This is a genomic window from Sporosarcina sp. P17b (assembly GCF_002743115.1).
GTDB classification, from domain to species: Bacteria; Bacillota; Bacilli; order Bacillales_A; family Planococcaceae; genus Sporosarcina; species Sporosarcina ureae_C.
In genome coordinates, this window is the sequence record NZ_PDYP01000001.1 from 383,327 (window position 1) to 401,962 (window position 18,636).

Consider the following 18,636-nt stretch of genomic DNA (forward strand, 5'->3'; position numbering starts at 1 on the left):
CTGTCCAAATTTGGATCAGTAGGGTTTTATTTTTGGTTATTTTGCCTACCAAACGCCTGCTGAAATCAGACGTAAAGGAGAAGATTAACAGTGAAATCGACAACAGATTTTTCGAAAATGAAAACAAACGGTGAGAAAATCAGTATGCTGACAGCGTATGATTATCCGACAGCACAAATTGCAGAACAAGCGGGGATTGATGTACTTCTTGTAGGCGATTCACTTGGTATGGTCGTACTCGGTTATGATTCGACATCGCATGTGACGCTTGACGAGATGTCGCATCACGGCAAAGCAGTTCGCCGAGGTGCAAAAGATACATTTGTCATCGTAGATATGCCGTTTGGTACGTATCATGGTTCAGCTGACATAACCTTACAGAATGCTTTACGGTTATTCCAGGAAACTTCTGCGAATGCGCTTAAAGTAGAAGGCAGTGGTGCAGTCATCGATAAAATCAAGTTGTTGACGACAGCGGGTATGCCAGTATGTGCACATTTAGGATTGCTTCCGCAGTCTGCTGGAGTCACCGGTGGATATAAAGTACAAGGTAAAACAGCAGCGGCAGCTAAACAGCTGATTGATGATGCTAAAGCTTGTGAAGCAGCAGGAGCATTCATGATCGTGCTCGAGTGTATTCCTTTCCAATTAGCGAAAGAAGTTTCTATGGCCGTTTCTATTCCTATCATCGGAATTGGTGCAGGCGCAGAAACAGATGGACAAGTACTTGTTTTTCATGACATGGTTCGCTATGGTAATCATAAATTACCAAAATTCGTTGAAAGTTATGCGGAAGTTGGTAAAGATATCGAAGGCGCCATGAAGTTATATAACTCGGCAGTGAAAAACGGTTCATTCCCCTCTGAGAGCCACCGCTTCACTATGAAGGAAGAAGAACTGGATGCGTTGTACGGGGGGAAGACACTATGAATGCCAGTGCTACTATGCAAATAGTTCGTTCAATCGCTGAACTGAAAAATATTCTTAATCCAAGACAACGAAACGGACGCACAGTTGGTTTCGTACCGACAATGGGTTTCCTTCATGAAGGACATATGGTATTAGCGAAGGAAGCGCGGAGAGATCATGACATCGTAGTGATGAGTATTTTCGTTAACCCTGCACAGTTCGGACCCGGTGAAGATTATGATGCCTATCCACGGGATGAACAGCATGACGCGGAACTTGCATCCACTGCAGGAGTGGATTATCTATTCATTCCATCTGCTGAAGAGATGTATCCTCGTAAAAGCGGAATCAGTATTTTGCCAGGTGAACAGGCATCCCGACTATGTGGTGCTTCTAGACCAGGACATTTCGATGGTGTATTGAAAGTGGTATTGAAATTATTCAATATCGTTGATCCAGATGAATCCTATTTTGGTATGAAAGATGCACAGCAACTTGCGATTATTGAAACATTCGTACGTGATTTCAACTTGCGTACGTCAATTACTCGTGTACCTACTGTGCGTGAAGAAGACGGTCTTGCGAAAAGCTCTCGTAATGTCCGATTACTTGAACATGAACGAAATGAAGCGAGCGCGATTTATCGTGCACTGAGCTTGGGAAGACGCAGTTATTATGAAGGCATTCCATTGCAAGAGGTAGCGAAGATCGTGCGCAGAACGATTGAAGAGGAAACGTCAGGAACGATTGATTATGTCGAAGTACTGGCTTATCCATCATTGGATGAAAATATCAACGACGCGGCAGAAGTGATCATAGCCGCAGCGGTGCAGTTTACTTCCGCAAGATTGATAGATAATATTATTATGTCAACTATAAAGGATGAATAGAATGTTTAGAATGATGATGAATGGAAAATTACATCGCGCTACTGTCACAGAAGCTGACTTGAATTACGTAGGCAGCATTACAATTGACGGAGCTTTATTAGAAGCTGCGGGTATGTTGCCGAATGAAAAAGTGCAGATCGTCAATAATAATAACGGTGCGCGCTTCGAAACGTATATTATCGAAGGAGAGCCAGGTAGCGGCGTGATTTGTGTGAACGGGGCTGCTGCGCGTCTTGTGCAGCCAGGCGACATCGTCATCATCTTATCCTACGTGTATGTGTCCGAGGAAGAGGCACGCACGCATCGACCGACTGTGTTGATTATGGATGAGAATAATCGTGTGAAAGAAGTTATTACGGAAAAGCCTGGCGTCGCTATATTCTAAAGAGTACTAAACCCCCATTTGAGAGTTATTTGAATGGGGGTTTAGTTTGTAGAATTTGAGAGTTGGGAAGGAGAAAGAAGCGTTGATCTGCGTTCCGAACTAGAGCTTTAATCCGAAACTACTACCCAATGTTCCTTTTAATTTTTTCTTGTCATTGACTCCGATGCAAGACGTGAGTCGCTGTGGTAAGTGTGATACAATTTGCTTTAGAAACCAAATAGGAAGTTGATGATGGTATGTCTACAAGCAAATATGCAGTTGTCGATTTGGAAACGACTGGTCATTCGCCTTCAAAGGGAGATCGGATTATTCAAATAGCAATTGTCTTTATTGAGAACAATCAAATAATTGATACATATATGCGCTATGTGCATCCGCAGCGCTCGATTCCGCCCTTTATTCATCAATTGACATCAATCGGAGATGAAGACGTTGCAGACGCCGCTCCTTTTGAAGAGATCGCTGAAGAGGTGGCAGATTTGCTTGCTGGGTGTATTTTTGTCGCGCATAATACAGACTTTGACGTATCATTTCTACAAAAAGAATTCATACGATGTGGCATGTCACAATGGTATGGCAAGACGATTGATACAGTAGAACTAGCGAAGATTATGTATCCTACATTGCCAAGTTATCGATTGCAGGATATAGCCGAATCTCTGGGGATCCCTTTACAGCAAGCTCACCGTGCGGATGATGATGCGGAAGCGACTGCGTTGTTCTTGTTGAAGGCACTTGAGAAAATTGAAACGTTACCTAAAGAAACATTAAGTCGTATGCATGAGCGTTCATTTGCGATGAAATCTGAAATCTCGACGTTATTCTATGAAGCACTTAAGCGCTCTCGAGGACATGAAACATCTAGTGACTACGCTTTGTTCCGAGGGATTCCGTATGTAAAATCGAAGCTCCGTACTATGGCATGGCCGCAGCCTATAGCATTTCCAGCAGACGAGATGGCGAAAGAACATGTGATGCAGAAAATTCATCCGTCTTATCATATTAGAGAAGGTCAAGCACAGTTGATGGATTTGACGTGGCAATCATTCATTGAAAAGAAACAAGTGGCTGTTGAGATTCCTACGGGTGCAGGCAAGACGATCGGTTATTTAGTACCGGCATTAATTCGTGCATTTGAAACGAAACAACCGGTTGTTATTAGTACGTATACAAACCATTTGGTCGATACACTAGCCGAGGAAGTCGCAAAACTTGAAAAGGCTTTGCACATAACGATTCCAACGACTGTGATCAAAGGTATGTCAAATTATATTTCATTGGGAAAGTTTGAAGAACTTATGCATTTTAATGATGAAGTGTATGATGACTCCATCACGATCATGCAGTTATTGGTCTGGTTGACAGAAACGACTACTGGAGATTTAGATGAGGTGAATGTATCGGGAGGCGGTCAGCTGTTTGTCGACCGTATCCGTAAGCGTTCGATGCGCGTGAAGAAAGATGAACGAATAGCCGATTTCTATACACATACATTAAAAAACTGCCAGCAGTCGATGGTGTTGTTGACGAATCACTCGATGTTACTAAATGACAAACAGCGCTATGATCCGTTATTCCATTCCATTAGTGGTTTGGTGGTGGATGAAGCGCATCAAATGAATCAAGCAGCTATTCGCACGCATCAGCAAGTGTTTTCCTATACAAATTGGAAGTATGTAATGAGTCAGTTGAACGGCTTAAGTAATTGTCAGTTGCTGTTTGATATGCAAGATGTCTTGATACGATTTCATTTTAATCATAAAACTTCCACCGAACGCTTACAACACGCGTTTGACGAATTCATGTTGGCATTCGATGAATCGATGCTCGTACTGATCAACTCGAACTCAAATAACGGGGATAAACAGGTGACAAAAACGATACAGCCACTATCTAAGCGTTTGAGGACGAATGAAATTTTCACTAAAGTTTTGCGTAAGATGAATGAATATATTAGCGTGTCTGAAAAATATGCTGCACCACTAAAAAACCTCTCGAATGAATTAACTGTTCATGAGCTTGCTGTACTGAATGAATGGTCTTATTGGGTCAATGAAATGAAAGTCAAAGCAGGAGAATGGGTTGAACTATTTTTGGAAAAGCCGAAAATGAGCTCGACGGTTTGGATGGAAAAAGACAGCCGCAGTTTGCCAGGTAGTTTACAGATCAAGAAAAGCCCAGTTAACGGTTCTGAAGTCATCCGGGATTTCATTGATACACTCGAAGGTGAGGCAGGTATCGTCTGGACATCTGGAACGCTAACAGCCGGACAGCAAGATCGCTTCGTGCTGGATCAAGCGGGACTGCCGCCTTCTGTCCCATTATATACATTTAAAGCACCTGCTAACTTTTACGAAGGCGCACATACGTTAATTGTGGAAGATATGCCGGATATTCAGCAAGTATCGAATGATGAGTATATCGAAGCGGTGGCGGATGCACTAATTCAAACGGCCGTTGCGATTGAAGGACGAGTATTTGCATTGTTCTTATCGCATGACATGTTGAAGAAGACTCATCAAGCGGTAATCGACAGTGAATCATTGCAAGAAGATTATGTATTGATTGCACAAGGTGTTAGTTCCGGAAGTCGTCACAAGCTGTTAAAGACATTTAAACAGCAGGAGAAAGCGGTGTTGTTCGGCACGACGAGCTTCTGGGAAGGCGTCGATGTACCGAGTGAACAATTATCTGCGGTAGTTGTTGTTCGTCTGCCGTTTACTTCACCGGATGAACCTCTCTTTAAAGCGCGTTCTGAAGCATTGGTCGCAGAGCGTAAAAACGCATTCATGCATCTAGGTTTACCTGAAGCTATACTGCGTTTCCGACAAGGATTCGGCAGATTGATTCGCTCATCTGATCAGCAGGGGTTCTTTATCATATTAGATCGCCGTATCGATACCAAATCCTATGGTAAATCCTTTTTAGAGGCATTACCAAAGTCATTTGTGAAAAAAGTATCCCTTGAAGGTCTAGTTAACGAGATCGAAAATTGTTATAATGATGGATGTAGCAAAAGAAAGTAGGTTGTAAAATGAATCGAAAAAAATCAACGGTTCATTCGATAGGAAGAGTCGCTTATGCTTAATTGGATTAAGTTTCTATTTCTATTTTTACTCACACTTGGAATCACGATTACACTGATCGTTTTCTACCAAGCAGAGAAACCGTTCGCTGCATCGAGTAAGGTAGCGGAAAAAGCTGTATTGGAAAATAATGTTCTTGAAAAGGTAAATAAGACGAATCATTATCATGGAAAGACATCATGGATCACGGTCTATGGAATAGATAAGAATGGACATGAAAAAATAGTTTTCGTTGAAGAACAAACGACGAAAATACTAAAAGCCGTTTCGATTAAAGATGGTATTACAGAGCAAAAAGCCATTGCTAACGTCAAAAGAGATGATGATGTGAAGAAAATACTGAACGCATCATTAGGTCTGGAAAATGACACACCATTTTGGGAAGTTGGTTATCTCGATAGCGAGGATACGTTAAACTATGCGTATCTAAACTTCACGGATGGAAAGCGGCTTAAGCATATTACAAAATTATAGAGTGAGTTGGAATTAGAACTAAAAGGGAGCGGTCAATTTGAGAAAGCAATTAGCGTCCAGAGTAAGTACTTTAACACCATCTACAACATTAGCGATTACTGCAAAAGCAAAAGAAATGAAAGCAGCCGGCATCGATATTGTTGGGCTCGGAGCAGGCGAACCGGATTTTAATACACCTGAAAACATTTTGGCAGCAGCGTATCAATCAATGAAAGATGGAAAGACAAAATATACTCCTGCGGGCGGTCTTCCAGAATTAAAAGACGCCATAATTGACAAATTGAAAAGAGATCAAGGCTTGGACTATACACGTAAGGAAGTGTTGGTCGGTATCGGAGCGAAGCACGTACTCTTTACACTATTCCAAGTCCTACTGAATAAAGGTGATGAAGTCATCATTCCTTCCCCATTCTGGGTGAGTTATCCGGAACAGGTGAAATTAGCGGAAGGCACGCCAGTATTTATTGAAGGCACGGCTGCCAATCAATTCAAAGTATCTGCGAAGCAAATCAACGAGGCAATTACTGATCAAACGAAAGCCGTGATCATTAACTCGCCAGGTAATCCGACGGGAATGATTTATTCCAAGGAAGAACTGGAAGAAATTGCTGAAGTTTGCCGTGAAAAAGACGTGTGGATCATTTCGGATGAAATATATGAAAAACTCGTTTATGATGGACAACACCATGTATCCATTGCGCAACTTTCAGAAGATGCAAAAGAGCGTACATTCGTTATAAATGGAGTATCGAAATCCCATTCGATGACAGGTTGGAGAATTGGTTATATTGCAGGTGACGCGGAAGTAGTAGGTGCGATGACGAACCTCGCTAGCCATTCGACGTCTAACCCGACAACGACTTCACAATACGCTGCGATCGAAGCTTATAACGGACCGCAAGATGCTGTGGAAGTGATGCGAAAAGATTTCGAATCCCGTTTGAATCAAGCGTATCCTAAGCTTGCAGCTATCCCAGGTTTCCACGTGTTAAAGCCACAAGGAGCATTCTATTTCTTGCCCGATGTCCAAGAAGCATTGAAGAATACTGGCTTTGCAAATGTCGATGTGTTCGCACAAGCGTTATTGACAGAAGCGAAAGTAGCAGTCATTCCAGGTACTGGCTTCGGTTCTGATTCGACGATTCGACTTTCGTATGCAACGTCAATCGATCAATTGGAAGAAGGAATTGCACGTATTGATCAATTTGTAAGAGATCACTGGAAAGCGTAAAACAGAAGCAACCCATTAGTTGCTGATGAGAGGAAGTTTCAAATATGCAGCAAGATGAGCGGCTGGAAATCTGGATTGAGCAGGGGAATGTTTCTATTTCCCAGCTCTTTTTTCAACATTATAAAAAACTATTGATTTCAGATAATGATGCCATGGTATTACTCCATATGATTGCATTTCAGGAAGCGGGGAACTATTTTCCTACGCCGACCGATATCGCGAATCGTATGCAACAACAAGAGAAAGATGTTACGAATTGCTTACAGCGCATGATGCAAAAAGGATTATTTTCTATAGAACAGAGTACCGATGAAAATAAAGTATTGCATGAAAAGTTTTCATTTTATCCTTTATGGAAACGATTGATAGAAGAAGTTGAAAAACAGAAGATGCAGTCAGAAGAAGAAGTGGTCAAGCAGGATGAGGGAGAAATCTTCTCGTTATTTGAGCAAGAATTCGGTCGCTTCTTATCACCGATGGAATTTGAAACAATCGGTATGTGGATTGATAAAGATGGTCATTCTACGGAAATTATCCGTGCAGCATTACGAGAAGCTGTTTTGGCACAAAAGATGAGCTTGCGTTATATTGACCGGATTTTATTTGAGTGGAAAAAGAAAAATGTCAAGACTATGCGAGATGTTGAAAAGCAGACGAAAGCGTTCCGTCCGACAACTGTAGCAACAGCTCCGCAAGCAAAAACAGCAATTAAAGATGTACCTTTCTATAATTGGCTTGAAGAACGGGAGTAGGTGAAACGATGCTGACAAAAACACAATGGAACATATGCCTGCAAAAGTTCGAAGAGATGTTTCCAGAAGCGCATTGTGAACTCGTTCATAAGAATCCTTTTGAATTACTAATCGCAACTCTTTTATCAGCGCAATGTACAGACGTACTAGTCAATCGCGTCACAGCAGAGTTGTTTAAGAAATATCAAACACCAGAAGATTATCTTGCTGTACCTATTGAAGAATTGCAGGACGATATACGTTCAATCGGCTTGTTCCGTAATAAATCAAAGAATATACAGGCACTTAGTCTCCAACTGCTTGACGAGTTTGGTGGAGAAGTACCTCCAAACCGTGATGAGATGATGACGTTACCGGGTGTGGGTAGGAAGACAGCCAATGTCGTTGTATCAAACGCATTCGGTGTTCCAGCTCTAGCTGTTGATACACATGTGGAGCGCGTTGCGAAAAGGCTTGGCATGAATCGCTGGAAAGATCGTCCGCTTGATGTAGAAGAAAAAATCATGCGTTGGACACCAATGGAAAAATGGACTCAAACTCATCATCAAATGATTTTCTTCGGTCGTTATCACTGCAAAGCACAAAATCCCAACTGCCCAGAATGTCCACTGTTGGATTTATGCCGTGAAGGCCAGAAAAGGATGAAGCGAAATGACACCTGAACAGTTAAAAGAACATGTCCAACAAGTACTTGCTCGGTGGGAACAGCAAAAGCCGGAATTAGAAGAAGCGTATGCTGTCAACGACGAACGTAAATTGCTATTAATACAGCCAGCAATCGAGCAGTTAGAATGGTTGATCGGCCAGAGTGAACTAGCAGAGAATTCTCATACAGGTAAGGTGCACCATGCACTTGAGCCGAATAATTACGAGGAACGAATCGAATTTATTAAACTTCAAAAAAATAGTCATTATGCGATGATTCAACTGACGATGCTGTATGATGAGATGAAGAAGAAGGCGGCACGTATACGTGTTCAACAGTAAATAAAAAGAGCGAATCGACATCATGTCGGTTCGCTCTTTTTTAGTTGATCGGTTAATCAGAGGGGTTGATGTTGGGTTCATTTTGATTTTGACCTTGTTCTCCTTGATTCCCTTGGTTTCCTTGTCCTTGATTGTTCTGACCTTGACCTTGACCTTGATTTTGATCTTGGTTGTTTTGGTTATTGTCGTTCTCATTATTGTTCGAATTGTTGCCATCTGGATTATTGGGGTTATTTTGATCCGATTGGTTTTGATCTTCATTATCGGATTCATTATCTGAATTCGAATCAGGATCTGATGGATCATCGTCCGGATTATTTTGATCATCCCCGTTATCGTCAGGCACAATGATTGGCTCGTCTTCAATTACTGGTTCATTTGCGTCTTTTATCGATAGGCTAGCCGTTGCTGATCCGCTCGTATAGCCGCCCATATTGGCACTCACGTAGAATGTATAGCTCTTGCCGTATTCTACACCTGAATAGGTCGTCTGCTGATCAGAAGTAGTGGTAATACTTTGTGCTGCCCCACCATCAACAGAGACGCTTACGTTGAACGTAGGACTACCTAGGCTATCATACGTATTCGATACATCATAATTCCAATTCAATTGAACGGTGTTGGAATTTGCATCGAATTGTGCGGTTAAACCTTCCGGACTTGGGATGGATATTTTTTCAGGTACTGCAGATCTGTCGGGCAGTGTTCCCCTGACAAATAATTCAGTACTAATCTGATTGCGATACGTAAATGAACTCGCCAGCATGATAGGGTCACTGCCTTTGACGATATCCGCCTCTTCTACAGAGTCGGGTTGAGCGAATGTACCTGGATCTTTTGCGATTTTGCTCATGACATCACGGAAAAGATATTGTGGAACGTAACGTCCGTGCTCATATGTCGTGATAGGTAGATACTTACCATACCCGCCCCATGTTGAAATTGTATATTCGGTTGTATAACCTGTAAACCACGTATCAGGCACGTAATGACTCTTCATATTGTCTTTTTGCATTTTTTTAGCATCAAAATTTGTTGTACCAGTTTTTCCCGCAATATCCATATTACTGATATTTGCTCGAGTACCTGTTGCTTCATACTCGGTAAGGACATCACGCAATACATCTGTAATCATATAGGCAGTAGAATCTTTCATTGCAGTTACAGGATCCGGACGTAAATTCTTTTCTGTTTTCCCGTCACGCAATACTAGTTTAGTTACGGCATGGGGTTTTGTGTAAATACCGCCATTACCGAAAGCAGCATATGCGCCTGCCATTTGGACTGTAGAGAATTCAGCTCCGCCACCTAGGGCATTAGATGAATCTATATTGTCATACGTAAACCCAAGTTTATTCGCGAAGGCTTCTGCTTTCTTAGTTCCTACTTTTTCAAATGCCTTGACTGCCGGTACGTTTCTAGACCAATACAGTGCTTGTCGCATAGTTAATGTACCAAGGAATTTACCATCTGCGTTACGGATCTTATCACCCGATCCTTTATAACTGTATGGTTCATCAACTACTTTTTGTCCTGTAGACCAGTCTAGCTCTTCAATTGCGGGACCGTAAGACAAAATTGGCTTTATACTGGAGCCCGGTGCACGTTTTACTTCGGCGAAATTCAAATTTCGACCTGAATAGTTTCGTCCGCCACCAATTGCAACGATAGCGCTAGTTTTCGTATCCAGTACCGTCATACCTGCTTCCATTTCATCCGATTCATAATAACTCGGATCATTGATGGCCGCTTCTACTGTTTCTTGTACTTTTGTATCAAGCGCTGTCTGCACTGTCACACCTTCAGATAGAAGATCAGCATAGCCAGCAGCTTCAATTTCATCAAGTACCGCATCCACGTAAGCAGGATATTTACCGAATACTTCACGGTCTTCTTCTGCTAATAAAGTAGAAGTTACCGGTACTTTCTTTGCTTCATTCATTTCAGCGGTGGTAATCTTGCCGTGACGTTCCATAAGAGTCAATACGATATTACGGCGTTTTTCTGCACGTTCAGGATGTTTAAACGGATTATAGCCGTTTGGAGACTGCGGCATACCTGCAAGCAAAGCCATTTCAGGTAATTCCAGTTCGCCTACTTTTTTTCCGTAGAAGAAGTTTGCACCTGTACCGATGCCATAACGTGTACCTGACATTAAAACTTTATTAAAATACATTTCAAAAATTTCTTCTTTTGTATATTCTTTTTCCAATTTGTGCGCAAGCCATGCTTCTTGTGCTTTACGTTTCAACGTTTTTTCGTTTTTTAAGAAAGAGTTTTTAATGACTTGTTGCGTCAAAGTAGAGGCACCTTGTGCTCCAAATCCACTGCGGAAGTTGGCAACTACGGCTCCGCCAAGACGATAGAAGTCTATACCACCGTGTTTGAAGAAACGAACATCTTCCGTTGCTAGAATTGCGTCTTTCAACTGATCCGGGATTTCATCGTATGGTACAAATTCCCGTTTTTCAGCTCCGAACTTCATGAAAATATCGCCATCTTTTGTAAGGAAGTTTGACGTCAAAGGATCTTTTAACAGTTCCTCATCTAGATCGGGCGCTGTACTTGCATAATAAGCAAATAAGGAAACGCCGCCAACTAATACTATAAGGAAAAGTGCAGCAATCCCCAGGAGAATTTTCTTCCACAACTCTTTTGGGAACTTTCTTTGGGGCTGTTCTTGTCGTTCTGTTTTAACTGTTACTTGTTTCTTTCGTCTTTCCGTTCTCGAGTTTATGTTATCACTCATAATAGTTCCTGCCTTTCGCTCTCGTTAATCTGTCTTGCTCTTGATCCAATCCGCTACAGCTTGTATATAATCCAACCGGGGTTGATAACCCGCATTGATCTCGATGGATCGTTGTTCGATTTCTACTAACGTAATAGACTTTCTTCCACCCTTTTCCATTCGTTGCCAAAGAGGATAGAATTCTTGAAACGGTAGTAAGAAATATCGATCCAATAAAGTAAAGTTGACGATAAAAAAAGCCAGTCCTGATTGGTCAATCACTTGCTTCATATGTTGCACTTGATGCAAATGAATGTTTTGCAATGGCAACGAAGTTTTATTTTTCGTTTCTTTTGCTTCAAAATCCACATAATAACCGTTCCAAATGCCATTATAGTCAGTCGTAGAAGGAGTACGGAAGTAGGCTTCTGTAATGACCGCAGCACTTCTTGCGGGATACCGCACGTTCACAATTTGTATAGGAACAGGCTTTTTATGGATGACAGCCAAACCATGCGCTAAATAGTATTCATTTGTATCATTTAGTTCGTCCTCTAATGACTTACCCCGATTACTAAAAGAGTAGTCAAACTTTTTCTTTTTTGAAGAAGATACGGGAGGAGTAAACTTTTTTCCGTTTGGATAACGTATCGCCATTGTGACCACCTCGTACTCTACATCATACCATACCCACTACTGGACGAGTTACCGAAAGGAAGGTTTCAGGAGAACTAAAAGTAGTCGATTTCGTGACAGCTTGGAATGTTTGTTCGCAGAAAGTGGAGGTGTGTTCCTATATCTGATAAAATGAATAGAAGTACGTTTTTAATGATAGACACTAAAGGAGTTTTCTATAGATGAACAAGATAACAGATACAAAATTATTACTTACGATTTGTGATGAATGTGAGCAACGTTTTTACAGAATGAGAGAAACTGATCATGAACCCGATTTCTTTGGTGAAGTAAAACCATATGCGGATCGTAGCCACAAGGCCATTGCCGATTGGGCAGATGAAATGAAAGTATGGATTAAGAAAGAAAAACCTCTTTATGTACATGAGGTCCAAATCGATTCATTGAAAGATTCGATGACACAATTCGTCGTACAATCTTTTTACAAAGCGACCGGTAAAAAGCGCTTTATCTTATCGATACGTGCAGCACGCTACACATTACAGACGGTTTTAGATGCGATGAACGCAGATAAAGGAGTGGACCACGTGAATGAATAAACAGAGTATACCGGATACCATTCAAGAGCTATTTGCGGATTCTCGCTTTGGTCCTAATATCGCCTATATAGAAACAGTAAAAGAGCAAGAGGCGGTCATCGCGGAGTTTCCTCCGAAGTTGCATCCTTCCATTCGGAAAGCTTTGGCGATGAAAGGTATTACACAGTTATACAGTCACCAGAGACAAGCGTTTGACTCAGTTAGCGAAGGGAACTCTATTACTGCCATTACACCGACTGCATCAGGAAAATCACTTTGTTATCATTTGCCTGTATTGCAGTCGATTTTGGATGATCCATCTTCACGTGCACTGTACTTGTTTCCAACGAAAGCCTTGGCACAAGATCAACTAGCTGATTTACATGACTTGATTGAAGCGAGTGGAGAAACGATTTTAAGTCACACGTATGACGGCGATACCGCTCCAGGTTTACGAACGAAAGTCAGAAAATCGGGTCATATTATTTTGACGAACCCCGACATGTTGCATTCAGCCATATTACCCCATCATACGAAATGGATTTCATTGTTCGAGAACTTGAAATATATTGTCGTAGATGAACTTCATACGTATAAAGGTGTATTCGGTAGTCATGTGGCGCATGTTTTAAGAAGGTTGCAGCGCATTTGTAACTTTTACGGCAGTGATCCGATTTTCATTTGTACGTCTGCGACGATTTCGAATGCAAAGGAACTGGCAGATAATTTAACGAACAAAGACATGGTATTGATCGATCAAAACGGAGCACCACGCGGCAAGAAGCATTTTGTTTTCTACAATCCACCCATCGTCCATGACGTGTTTGGTATACGTAGAAGTGCCGTGCTTGAAGTACGTGATTTAGGTGCGTTTTTATACCAGCGCCATATTCAGACGATCATTTTTGCACGAAGTCGGGTGCGTGTAGAAATGCTTGTTACGTATATGAAAGAACTGACGAAGAAAAAGTTGTTTGATAAAACGGTCATGGGTTATCGTGGCGGCTATCTTCCGTCAGAACGGAGAACGATTGAAAGTGGCTTAAAGAACGGCGATATTCGTACAGTAGTAAGTACGAATGCGCTAGAACTCGGTATTGATATTGGACAATTACAAGCTTGTATTATGACAGGTTACCCGGGAAATATTGCGAGTGCCTTGCAACAAGCAGGTCGTGCGGGTAGACGTCAGGAAGACGCGTTAATTATTTATGTAGCGCAATCAATGCCGCTTGATCAGTATATTATTCAACACCCGCAATACTTGCTCGGACGGCAGCCTGAAGAAATCCATATTCATCCGGATAATATGTTGATTTTGATGGATCATTTAAAATGTGCTTCATTTGAATTGCCTTTTAGTTCCACTGAAACATACGGTGAGTTTGAAGTGCAGGAATTATTAGCATTTCTACAGAGCGAAGGAGTTTTATTACAAACGTCTGATAAATGGCATTGGATGACGGATCGTTTTCCAGCAGGCGAAATCAGTTTACGTTCCGCATCGCAAGAAAATGTCATCATCATTGATCAAACATTTCCAAAAGAGACGCGCGTAATTGGAGAAATGGATCGTTTCAGCGCGATGACTTTATTGCATGAAGAAGCCATTTATTTACATCAAGGGACGCAGTATCAAGTGGAGATGCTCGACTGGGAAGAAAAGAAGGCCTATGTAACGGTTGTTGATGTTGATTATTTCACTGATGCAAATCTCGCAGTGGAATTGAAAGTTATAAGTGAAGACAAACGCATGGAAGACGGAGATCGAACACTAGCATATGGGGATTTAGCCGTGCTAGCGATTCCGACAATCTTCAAGAAAATAAAATTCGATACACATGATAATATCGGCTCAGGTCCAATTTCGTTACCTGCAGAAGAAATGCATACGTCAGGTACTTGGCTAACATTCGATGTACCAGAGGACTGGGAGAAATCGGACTTGACGGATGCCATGACTGCTGCAGCATACGTTATTCAGTCGTTAGTACCGTTATTTATTAAATGTGATCGCAACGATATTCACGTAGTTCCACAAGTGAAAGCGATTCATATGGAACGTCCTACATTCTTTATTTATGATAGTTATCCAGGTGGAATTGGATTAAGCGAGAATATTTACAGTCGTTGGCGAGAATTATTGATGCTATCTGCAGATCACGTGGCGGAGTGTCCATGTGAGTATGGATGCCCAGTATGTATCGGGGCACAGGAAGCAGGGCAGAAGGACAACAAACATCGAGCGCATAGTTTGCTGGCGGAGTTGGCGAAATGATTGAGGAGAGTTGGAGCTTTTGGCTTCGACTCTTTTTTTATAAAACATCCATTCGAGTAAATAGAAATTTCAACTATTTTTAGTAATAATTATAAAGCCATTTACTATATCAAACTATATTCTGCTATTATGAGTATGTAGAGCTATTAAACTACTAAATAATAGGGGGTAAAGACCAATGAAGGAAAGAACATTCCGGAAGTTTGGCGCGACGTTTGTTGTCGCTAGTGCAGTAGTAGTAGCAGGGGCATCAGTTGGTGCAGCGGAGCAGTGGTATAGTGATGTGTCAAAGGAAAATACACATTATGCTGCAATTAAAGCTTTGACAGATCAAAACATTATCCAGGGGTATTCTGAAAATCTGTTTAAGCCAGGTAATTCAATTGAGCGTCGGCATGCGGCATTGATTTTAGCCAAGCTAGGCGACTTTGAAGAACCAACTAATGTAGGGGAAGTATTAAAAAAGTATAAAGACGTATCCGGTACTAGTTATTATGCAAAAGAGATGGCTACACTGACGAATGCAAATGTGTTCAATGGTGATGAAAAAGGTAACTTCAATCCGACAGCAGCGCTTACGCGTCAGCAAATGGCTAACGTACTTGTGAAAGCGCTTAATTTGGAAAAATATGATACGGGTGAAAAAGTTCAAATCAACTTATCGAATGTAGGAGAATCACATAAAAAAGGTGTACAAATCATGGCGAACCTTGGTTTGACAGATCAGCTAAATAACTTTAGACCGAATGAGCCTGTCACGCGCGGCGCATTTTCATCATTCATTCACCGAGCGCAGCAACTGCAACCAGAGTCAGGCGACTTTACATTGTCATTGATGCATATGAATGATACGCATGCGCGTGTAGCGGAAATGCCGAAAGCGATTACCGCTATTAAAGAAGTTCGAAACGAAAAGCCAGATGCATTGCTTCTTCACGGCGGAGATGTATTCTCAGGAACATTATATTTCTCAGAGTTTGAAGGACAAGCCGATCTAGAACTGATGAATTTAATGGGTCTAGATGCAATGGTATTTGGTAATCATGAATTTGATTTAGGGAATAGTGTAAACGGTCACGAATCATTGGCGAATTTTGTGAAAGGCGCTAATTTCCCTGTAATCAGTAGTAATATAGATTTCTCTAAAGATGCTCATTTGAAAAGCCTTGTAAGCAAAACAGACTTTACAAGCACACCGGCATTGGGAGAAATTCATAAAGGCTTGATTAAGGAAGTGAACGGAGAAAAGGTTGGAATCTTCGGATTGACGACTGAAAGCACAGCGTTCGTTGCTAGTCCAGGTGCTGTAGAGTTCTTGGATTATAAGGAGTCTGCTGAAAAAGCTGTAGCTTATTTTGAGAGCCAAGGTGTCAATAAAATTATTTCCGTAAATCATCTAGGCTTTGACAGTGATCCGTCTGTAGGGAATGATTTACTTCTCGCTCAAGCGGTTGAGGGTATCGATATTATCGTAGGTGGGCATTCACATACGAAACTATCTGAACCTGTTATTGTCGATAAAAAAGCAAATGGAGATCAGAAGGACCCTACAGTCATTGTTCAAGCAGATCAGTACTTGACTCATCTAGGAACATTGGATGTAGAATTTGATAAAAACGGTGTAATTACAGGACAAGCGGGTAAATTAATCAGCTTAAAAGATAAAGCGGATGACGCTGAAGCAGCGAAAGCACTTCTGAAGTATTCAGGTAAAATCGATGAAACGTTTGGTAAAGAAATCGGTGCAACGTTAGAAGTAGATCTACCAAATCCAAGAAGTCGCGGAGAAGAAGGTCCGACTGACAGTGTCCGTGCCAATGAAACAGCACTTGGTAACTTAGTAACAGACGGAATGCTCGAAAAAGCGAAAGAATATGATGCAAAAACGGTAATTGCTCTACAAAATGGTGGAGGTATTCGCAATCACTTGAATAAAGGGCCCGTTACAGTGGGCGCTGTAATTGAAGTACTACCATTTGGTAATACATTATCTCTTGTCACGCTGACAGGTGCAGAAATTAAAAATACACTTGAGCATAGTGTGCGTAACTCTCCTAATGAAGAGGGCGGTTTCTTGCATATGTCTGGAATGAAAATGACATTTGACAGCAGTAAAAAACCTGGTGAACGCGTTCAGACAATGCAAGTGAAAATGAATGGTGAGTATGTAAATATTGAGATGGATCAAGAGTATGTTGTGTCAACGAATGCCTTTACAGCTAGGGGCGGAGATGGCTTCGAGTTACTTGGGGAAGCGTATGAAAAAGGTCGCGTAGTGGATCTGGGATTAGATGATTGGGTCAACTTGCGCGATCATATGGTTAAGCTTGGAACAGTTAAGCCTGAGATTGAAGGACGCATTATTGATTTGAATAAGTAATGCGTGTTCACTGAAAATCGTTAGTGCTTAATCTAACGGATTCGGAACATGTGAAGGAAACGTTAAAAAACATGGCAAATGAGGACGCAATTCACAGGTGAATTTGCGTCCTCGTTTTTGTCGTTGAATCAATATTTTCATTCTCCAGATTGATGAATTGTGTATGCAATAGTGCTGGCGGTCAGCCTGTTAATTGAAGGTTGGAATGATTTTTTTCGTAAGTAGTTTTGAAATAAATGAAAACGTTGAAGGCAAGAAAGTATTTTATGATAAAGTAGATTACAAAGGGATGGTTCCTTCAATGAATGGGCCAGATCAATGAGAAAAGTTAAGGGGATTGGGGTATGTTAAAAAAGGTTGTTAAGTATTGGCTAACCACTTGTTTAATTTTCTTAGTACTTATAACTATTACGCAATGGATATTTGATCCAGAGATTAGATGGATTCAAAATATAATAGTCGCTGTTGTTGCATATTTATTTCTTATAGTGATTGATTTGATTATCAAGTCATTAGCAAAAGCTAGAAAATAAATGTTTGGCTAATAACGATTCGGGCGCTTACATGGAATAAGAGCTGAGTTTAAATAAAGGTTGGTGGGAGACTTGAATCTAACATTTATAAGGCATGGTCAGGGAATTCATACACTGAATCCCCCAGATAGCTTACGTATCAAAAATCCATCCTTAACACAGAAAGGCATAGAACAAGCCAAATTATTAAGGCGTCAGTTCCCTTTGTCGGAAAACGATTTTATTATTATAAGTCCAACGAGGAGAACGCTGCAAACAGCTCTTATTTGGAGTAACGATACACAGTGTAGAAAAATTATAGATCCAAGGGTATCACCTAGGATGTTTCCTCAAAAAACGGAGGGGCTGACGCTTCCGTGTGACGAAATTATGGAGATAGAAGACATTAGAAACGAATTCCCCATCTTTGCCTTGGGGGAACATTGGTCCACCGAATTATGGACCAATGGTATAAATACTATGCCTGATCGGGAATTCAAAGTTCTTGGTGAGCGATTTCTTGGTTGGTGTAAACAACAATCAAAGGGAAACGTCTATATTGTTTCTCATGATGGAACCATCACATCTTACCGACAATTGATTTCGAATCGTTTATTTACGAGAGATGACTTTCTAGATGATGGTGGTTGGATAAATGTTCTGTATTAAGCAATAGGGCCATATTGAGTAGGACTTGTTGAATTAAATGGCAGGCTAGTTTCGATGTACACTTTACTTTAAAGGAGATATAAATGAAGACAAACGATAGGGCTATATGGGAAATAATAAAGGATATTTTTACTTATATTA

Annotated in this window: 16 protein-coding genes; 14 read left to right on the forward strand and 2 right to left on the reverse strand. The window is 41.1% G+C overall.

The window, feature by feature from the left end:
• The first annotated feature begins 90 nt into the window (after positions 1-90).
• The 9 genes from panB to CSV76_RS01980 all read left to right on the forward strand — a co-directional run bounded on the left by panB (position 91) and on the right by CSV76_RS01980 (position 8,714).
• Positions 91-930 (forward strand): 3-methyl-2-oxobutanoate hydroxymethyltransferase, encoded by an 840-nt coding sequence (gene panB, locus CSV76_RS01940; RefSeq protein WP_099624584.1) that lies wholly within the window; start codon positions 91-93, stop codon positions 928-930.
• Entirely contained in the window at positions 927-1,799 is an 873-nt protein-coding gene (panC, locus tag CSV76_RS01945; RefSeq protein ID WP_369823270.1) for a pantoate--beta-alanine ligase, read from the forward strand. The genes panB and panC overlap by 4 nt, the downstream gene beginning before the upstream one ends.
• Position 1,800: 1 nt before the next feature.
• A complete protein-coding gene (panD, locus tag CSV76_RS01950) occupies positions 1,801-2,184 on the forward strand; it encodes an aspartate 1-decarboxylase (protein WP_085428825.1) in 384 nt (127 codons plus the stop codon).
• A 236-nt stretch (positions 2,185-2,420) separates the two neighbouring features.
• Positions 2,421-5,210 carry an ATP-dependent DNA helicase DinG gene (dinG, locus tag CSV76_RS01955; RefSeq protein ID WP_099624585.1) on the forward strand — a complete coding sequence of 930 codons (2,790 nt, stop codon included), beginning with the start codon at positions 2,421-2,423 and terminating at the stop codon, positions 5,208-5,210.
• Between the two features lie 54 nt (positions 5,211-5,264).
• Positions 5,265-5,744: a cell wall elongation regulator TseB-like domain-containing protein gene (locus tag CSV76_RS01960; RefSeq protein ID WP_085428827.1), complete on the forward strand. Its 480-nt coding sequence runs from the start codon at positions 5,265-5,267 to the stop codon at positions 5,742-5,744.
• 37 nt (positions 5,745-5,781) lie between these two features.
• Positions 5,782-6,975, forward strand: a complete 1,194-nt coding sequence (locus tag CSV76_RS01965) for a pyridoxal phosphate-dependent aminotransferase (RefSeq protein ID WP_085428828.1) — start codon at positions 5,782-5,784, stop codon at positions 6,973-6,975.
• Between the two features lie 44 nt (positions 6,976-7,019).
• Positions 7,020-7,727, forward strand: coding sequence for a DnaD domain-containing protein (locus CSV76_RS01970; RefSeq protein WP_099624586.1), 708 nt, complete (start codon positions 7,020-7,022; stop codon positions 7,725-7,727).
• Positions 7,728-7,735: 8 nt separating this feature from the next.
• Entirely contained in the window at positions 7,736-8,389 is a 654-nt protein-coding gene (nth, locus tag CSV76_RS01975) for an endonuclease III (protein WP_099624587.1), read from the forward strand.
• Complete coding sequence (locus tag CSV76_RS01980) at positions 8,379-8,714, forward strand: YpoC family protein (protein WP_099624588.1); 336 nt, start codon at positions 8,379-8,381, stop codon at positions 8,712-8,714. Before nth ends, CSV76_RS01980 begins: the two co-directional genes overlap by 11 nt.
• A 52-nt stretch (positions 8,715-8,766) precedes the next feature.
• On the opposite strand, the gene CSV76_RS01985 is transcribed toward CSV76_RS01980, so the two are convergent.
• A complete protein-coding gene (locus CSV76_RS01985) occupies positions 8,767-11,463 on the reverse strand; it encodes a transglycosylase domain-containing protein (RefSeq protein ID WP_099624589.1) in 2,697 nt (898 codons plus the stop codon).
• A gap of 24 nt (positions 11,464-11,487) precedes the next feature.
• Positions 11,488-12,099, reverse strand: a complete 612-nt coding sequence (recU, locus tag CSV76_RS01990; RefSeq protein WP_085428833.1) for a Holliday junction resolvase RecU — start codon at positions 12,097-12,099, stop codon at positions 11,488-11,490.
• A 200-nt stretch (positions 12,100-12,299) separates the two neighbouring features.
• Here recU and CSV76_RS01995 point away from each other — a divergent pair, with 200 nt between their 5' ends.
• The 5 genes from CSV76_RS01995 (at position 12,300) to CSV76_RS02015 (ending at position 18,495) form a co-directional block, all read left to right on the forward strand.
• Positions 12,300-12,677, forward strand: coding sequence for a YppE family protein (locus tag CSV76_RS01995; protein WP_099624590.1), 378 nt, complete (start codon positions 12,300-12,302; stop codon positions 12,675-12,677).
• Positions 12,670-14,934: a DEAD/DEAH box helicase gene (locus tag CSV76_RS02000; protein WP_099624591.1), complete on the forward strand. Its 2,265-nt coding sequence runs from the start codon at positions 12,670-12,672 to the stop codon at positions 14,932-14,934. Before CSV76_RS01995 ends, CSV76_RS02000 begins: the two co-directional genes overlap by 8 nt.
• Positions 14,935-15,112: 178 nt before the next feature.
• The gene (locus CSV76_RS02005) at positions 15,113-17,314 is read left to right on the forward strand and encodes a 5'-nucleotidase C-terminal domain-containing protein (RefSeq protein WP_099624592.1); all 2,202 of its coding nucleotides are present in this window, start codon (positions 15,113-15,115) and stop codon (positions 17,312-17,314) included.
• A 344-nt stretch (positions 17,315-17,658) separates the two neighbouring features.
• On the forward strand, positions 17,659-17,847 hold the full coding sequence (locus tag CSV76_RS02010) for a hypothetical protein (protein WP_085428836.1): 189 nt from the start codon (positions 17,659-17,661) through the stop codon (positions 17,845-17,847).
• Between the two features lie 63 nt (positions 17,848-17,910).
• Positions 17,911-18,495: a histidine phosphatase family protein gene (locus tag CSV76_RS02015; protein ID WP_233192357.1), complete on the forward strand. Its 585-nt coding sequence runs from the start codon at positions 17,911-17,913 to the stop codon at positions 18,493-18,495.
• Positions 18,496-18,636: the final 141 nt, after the last annotated feature.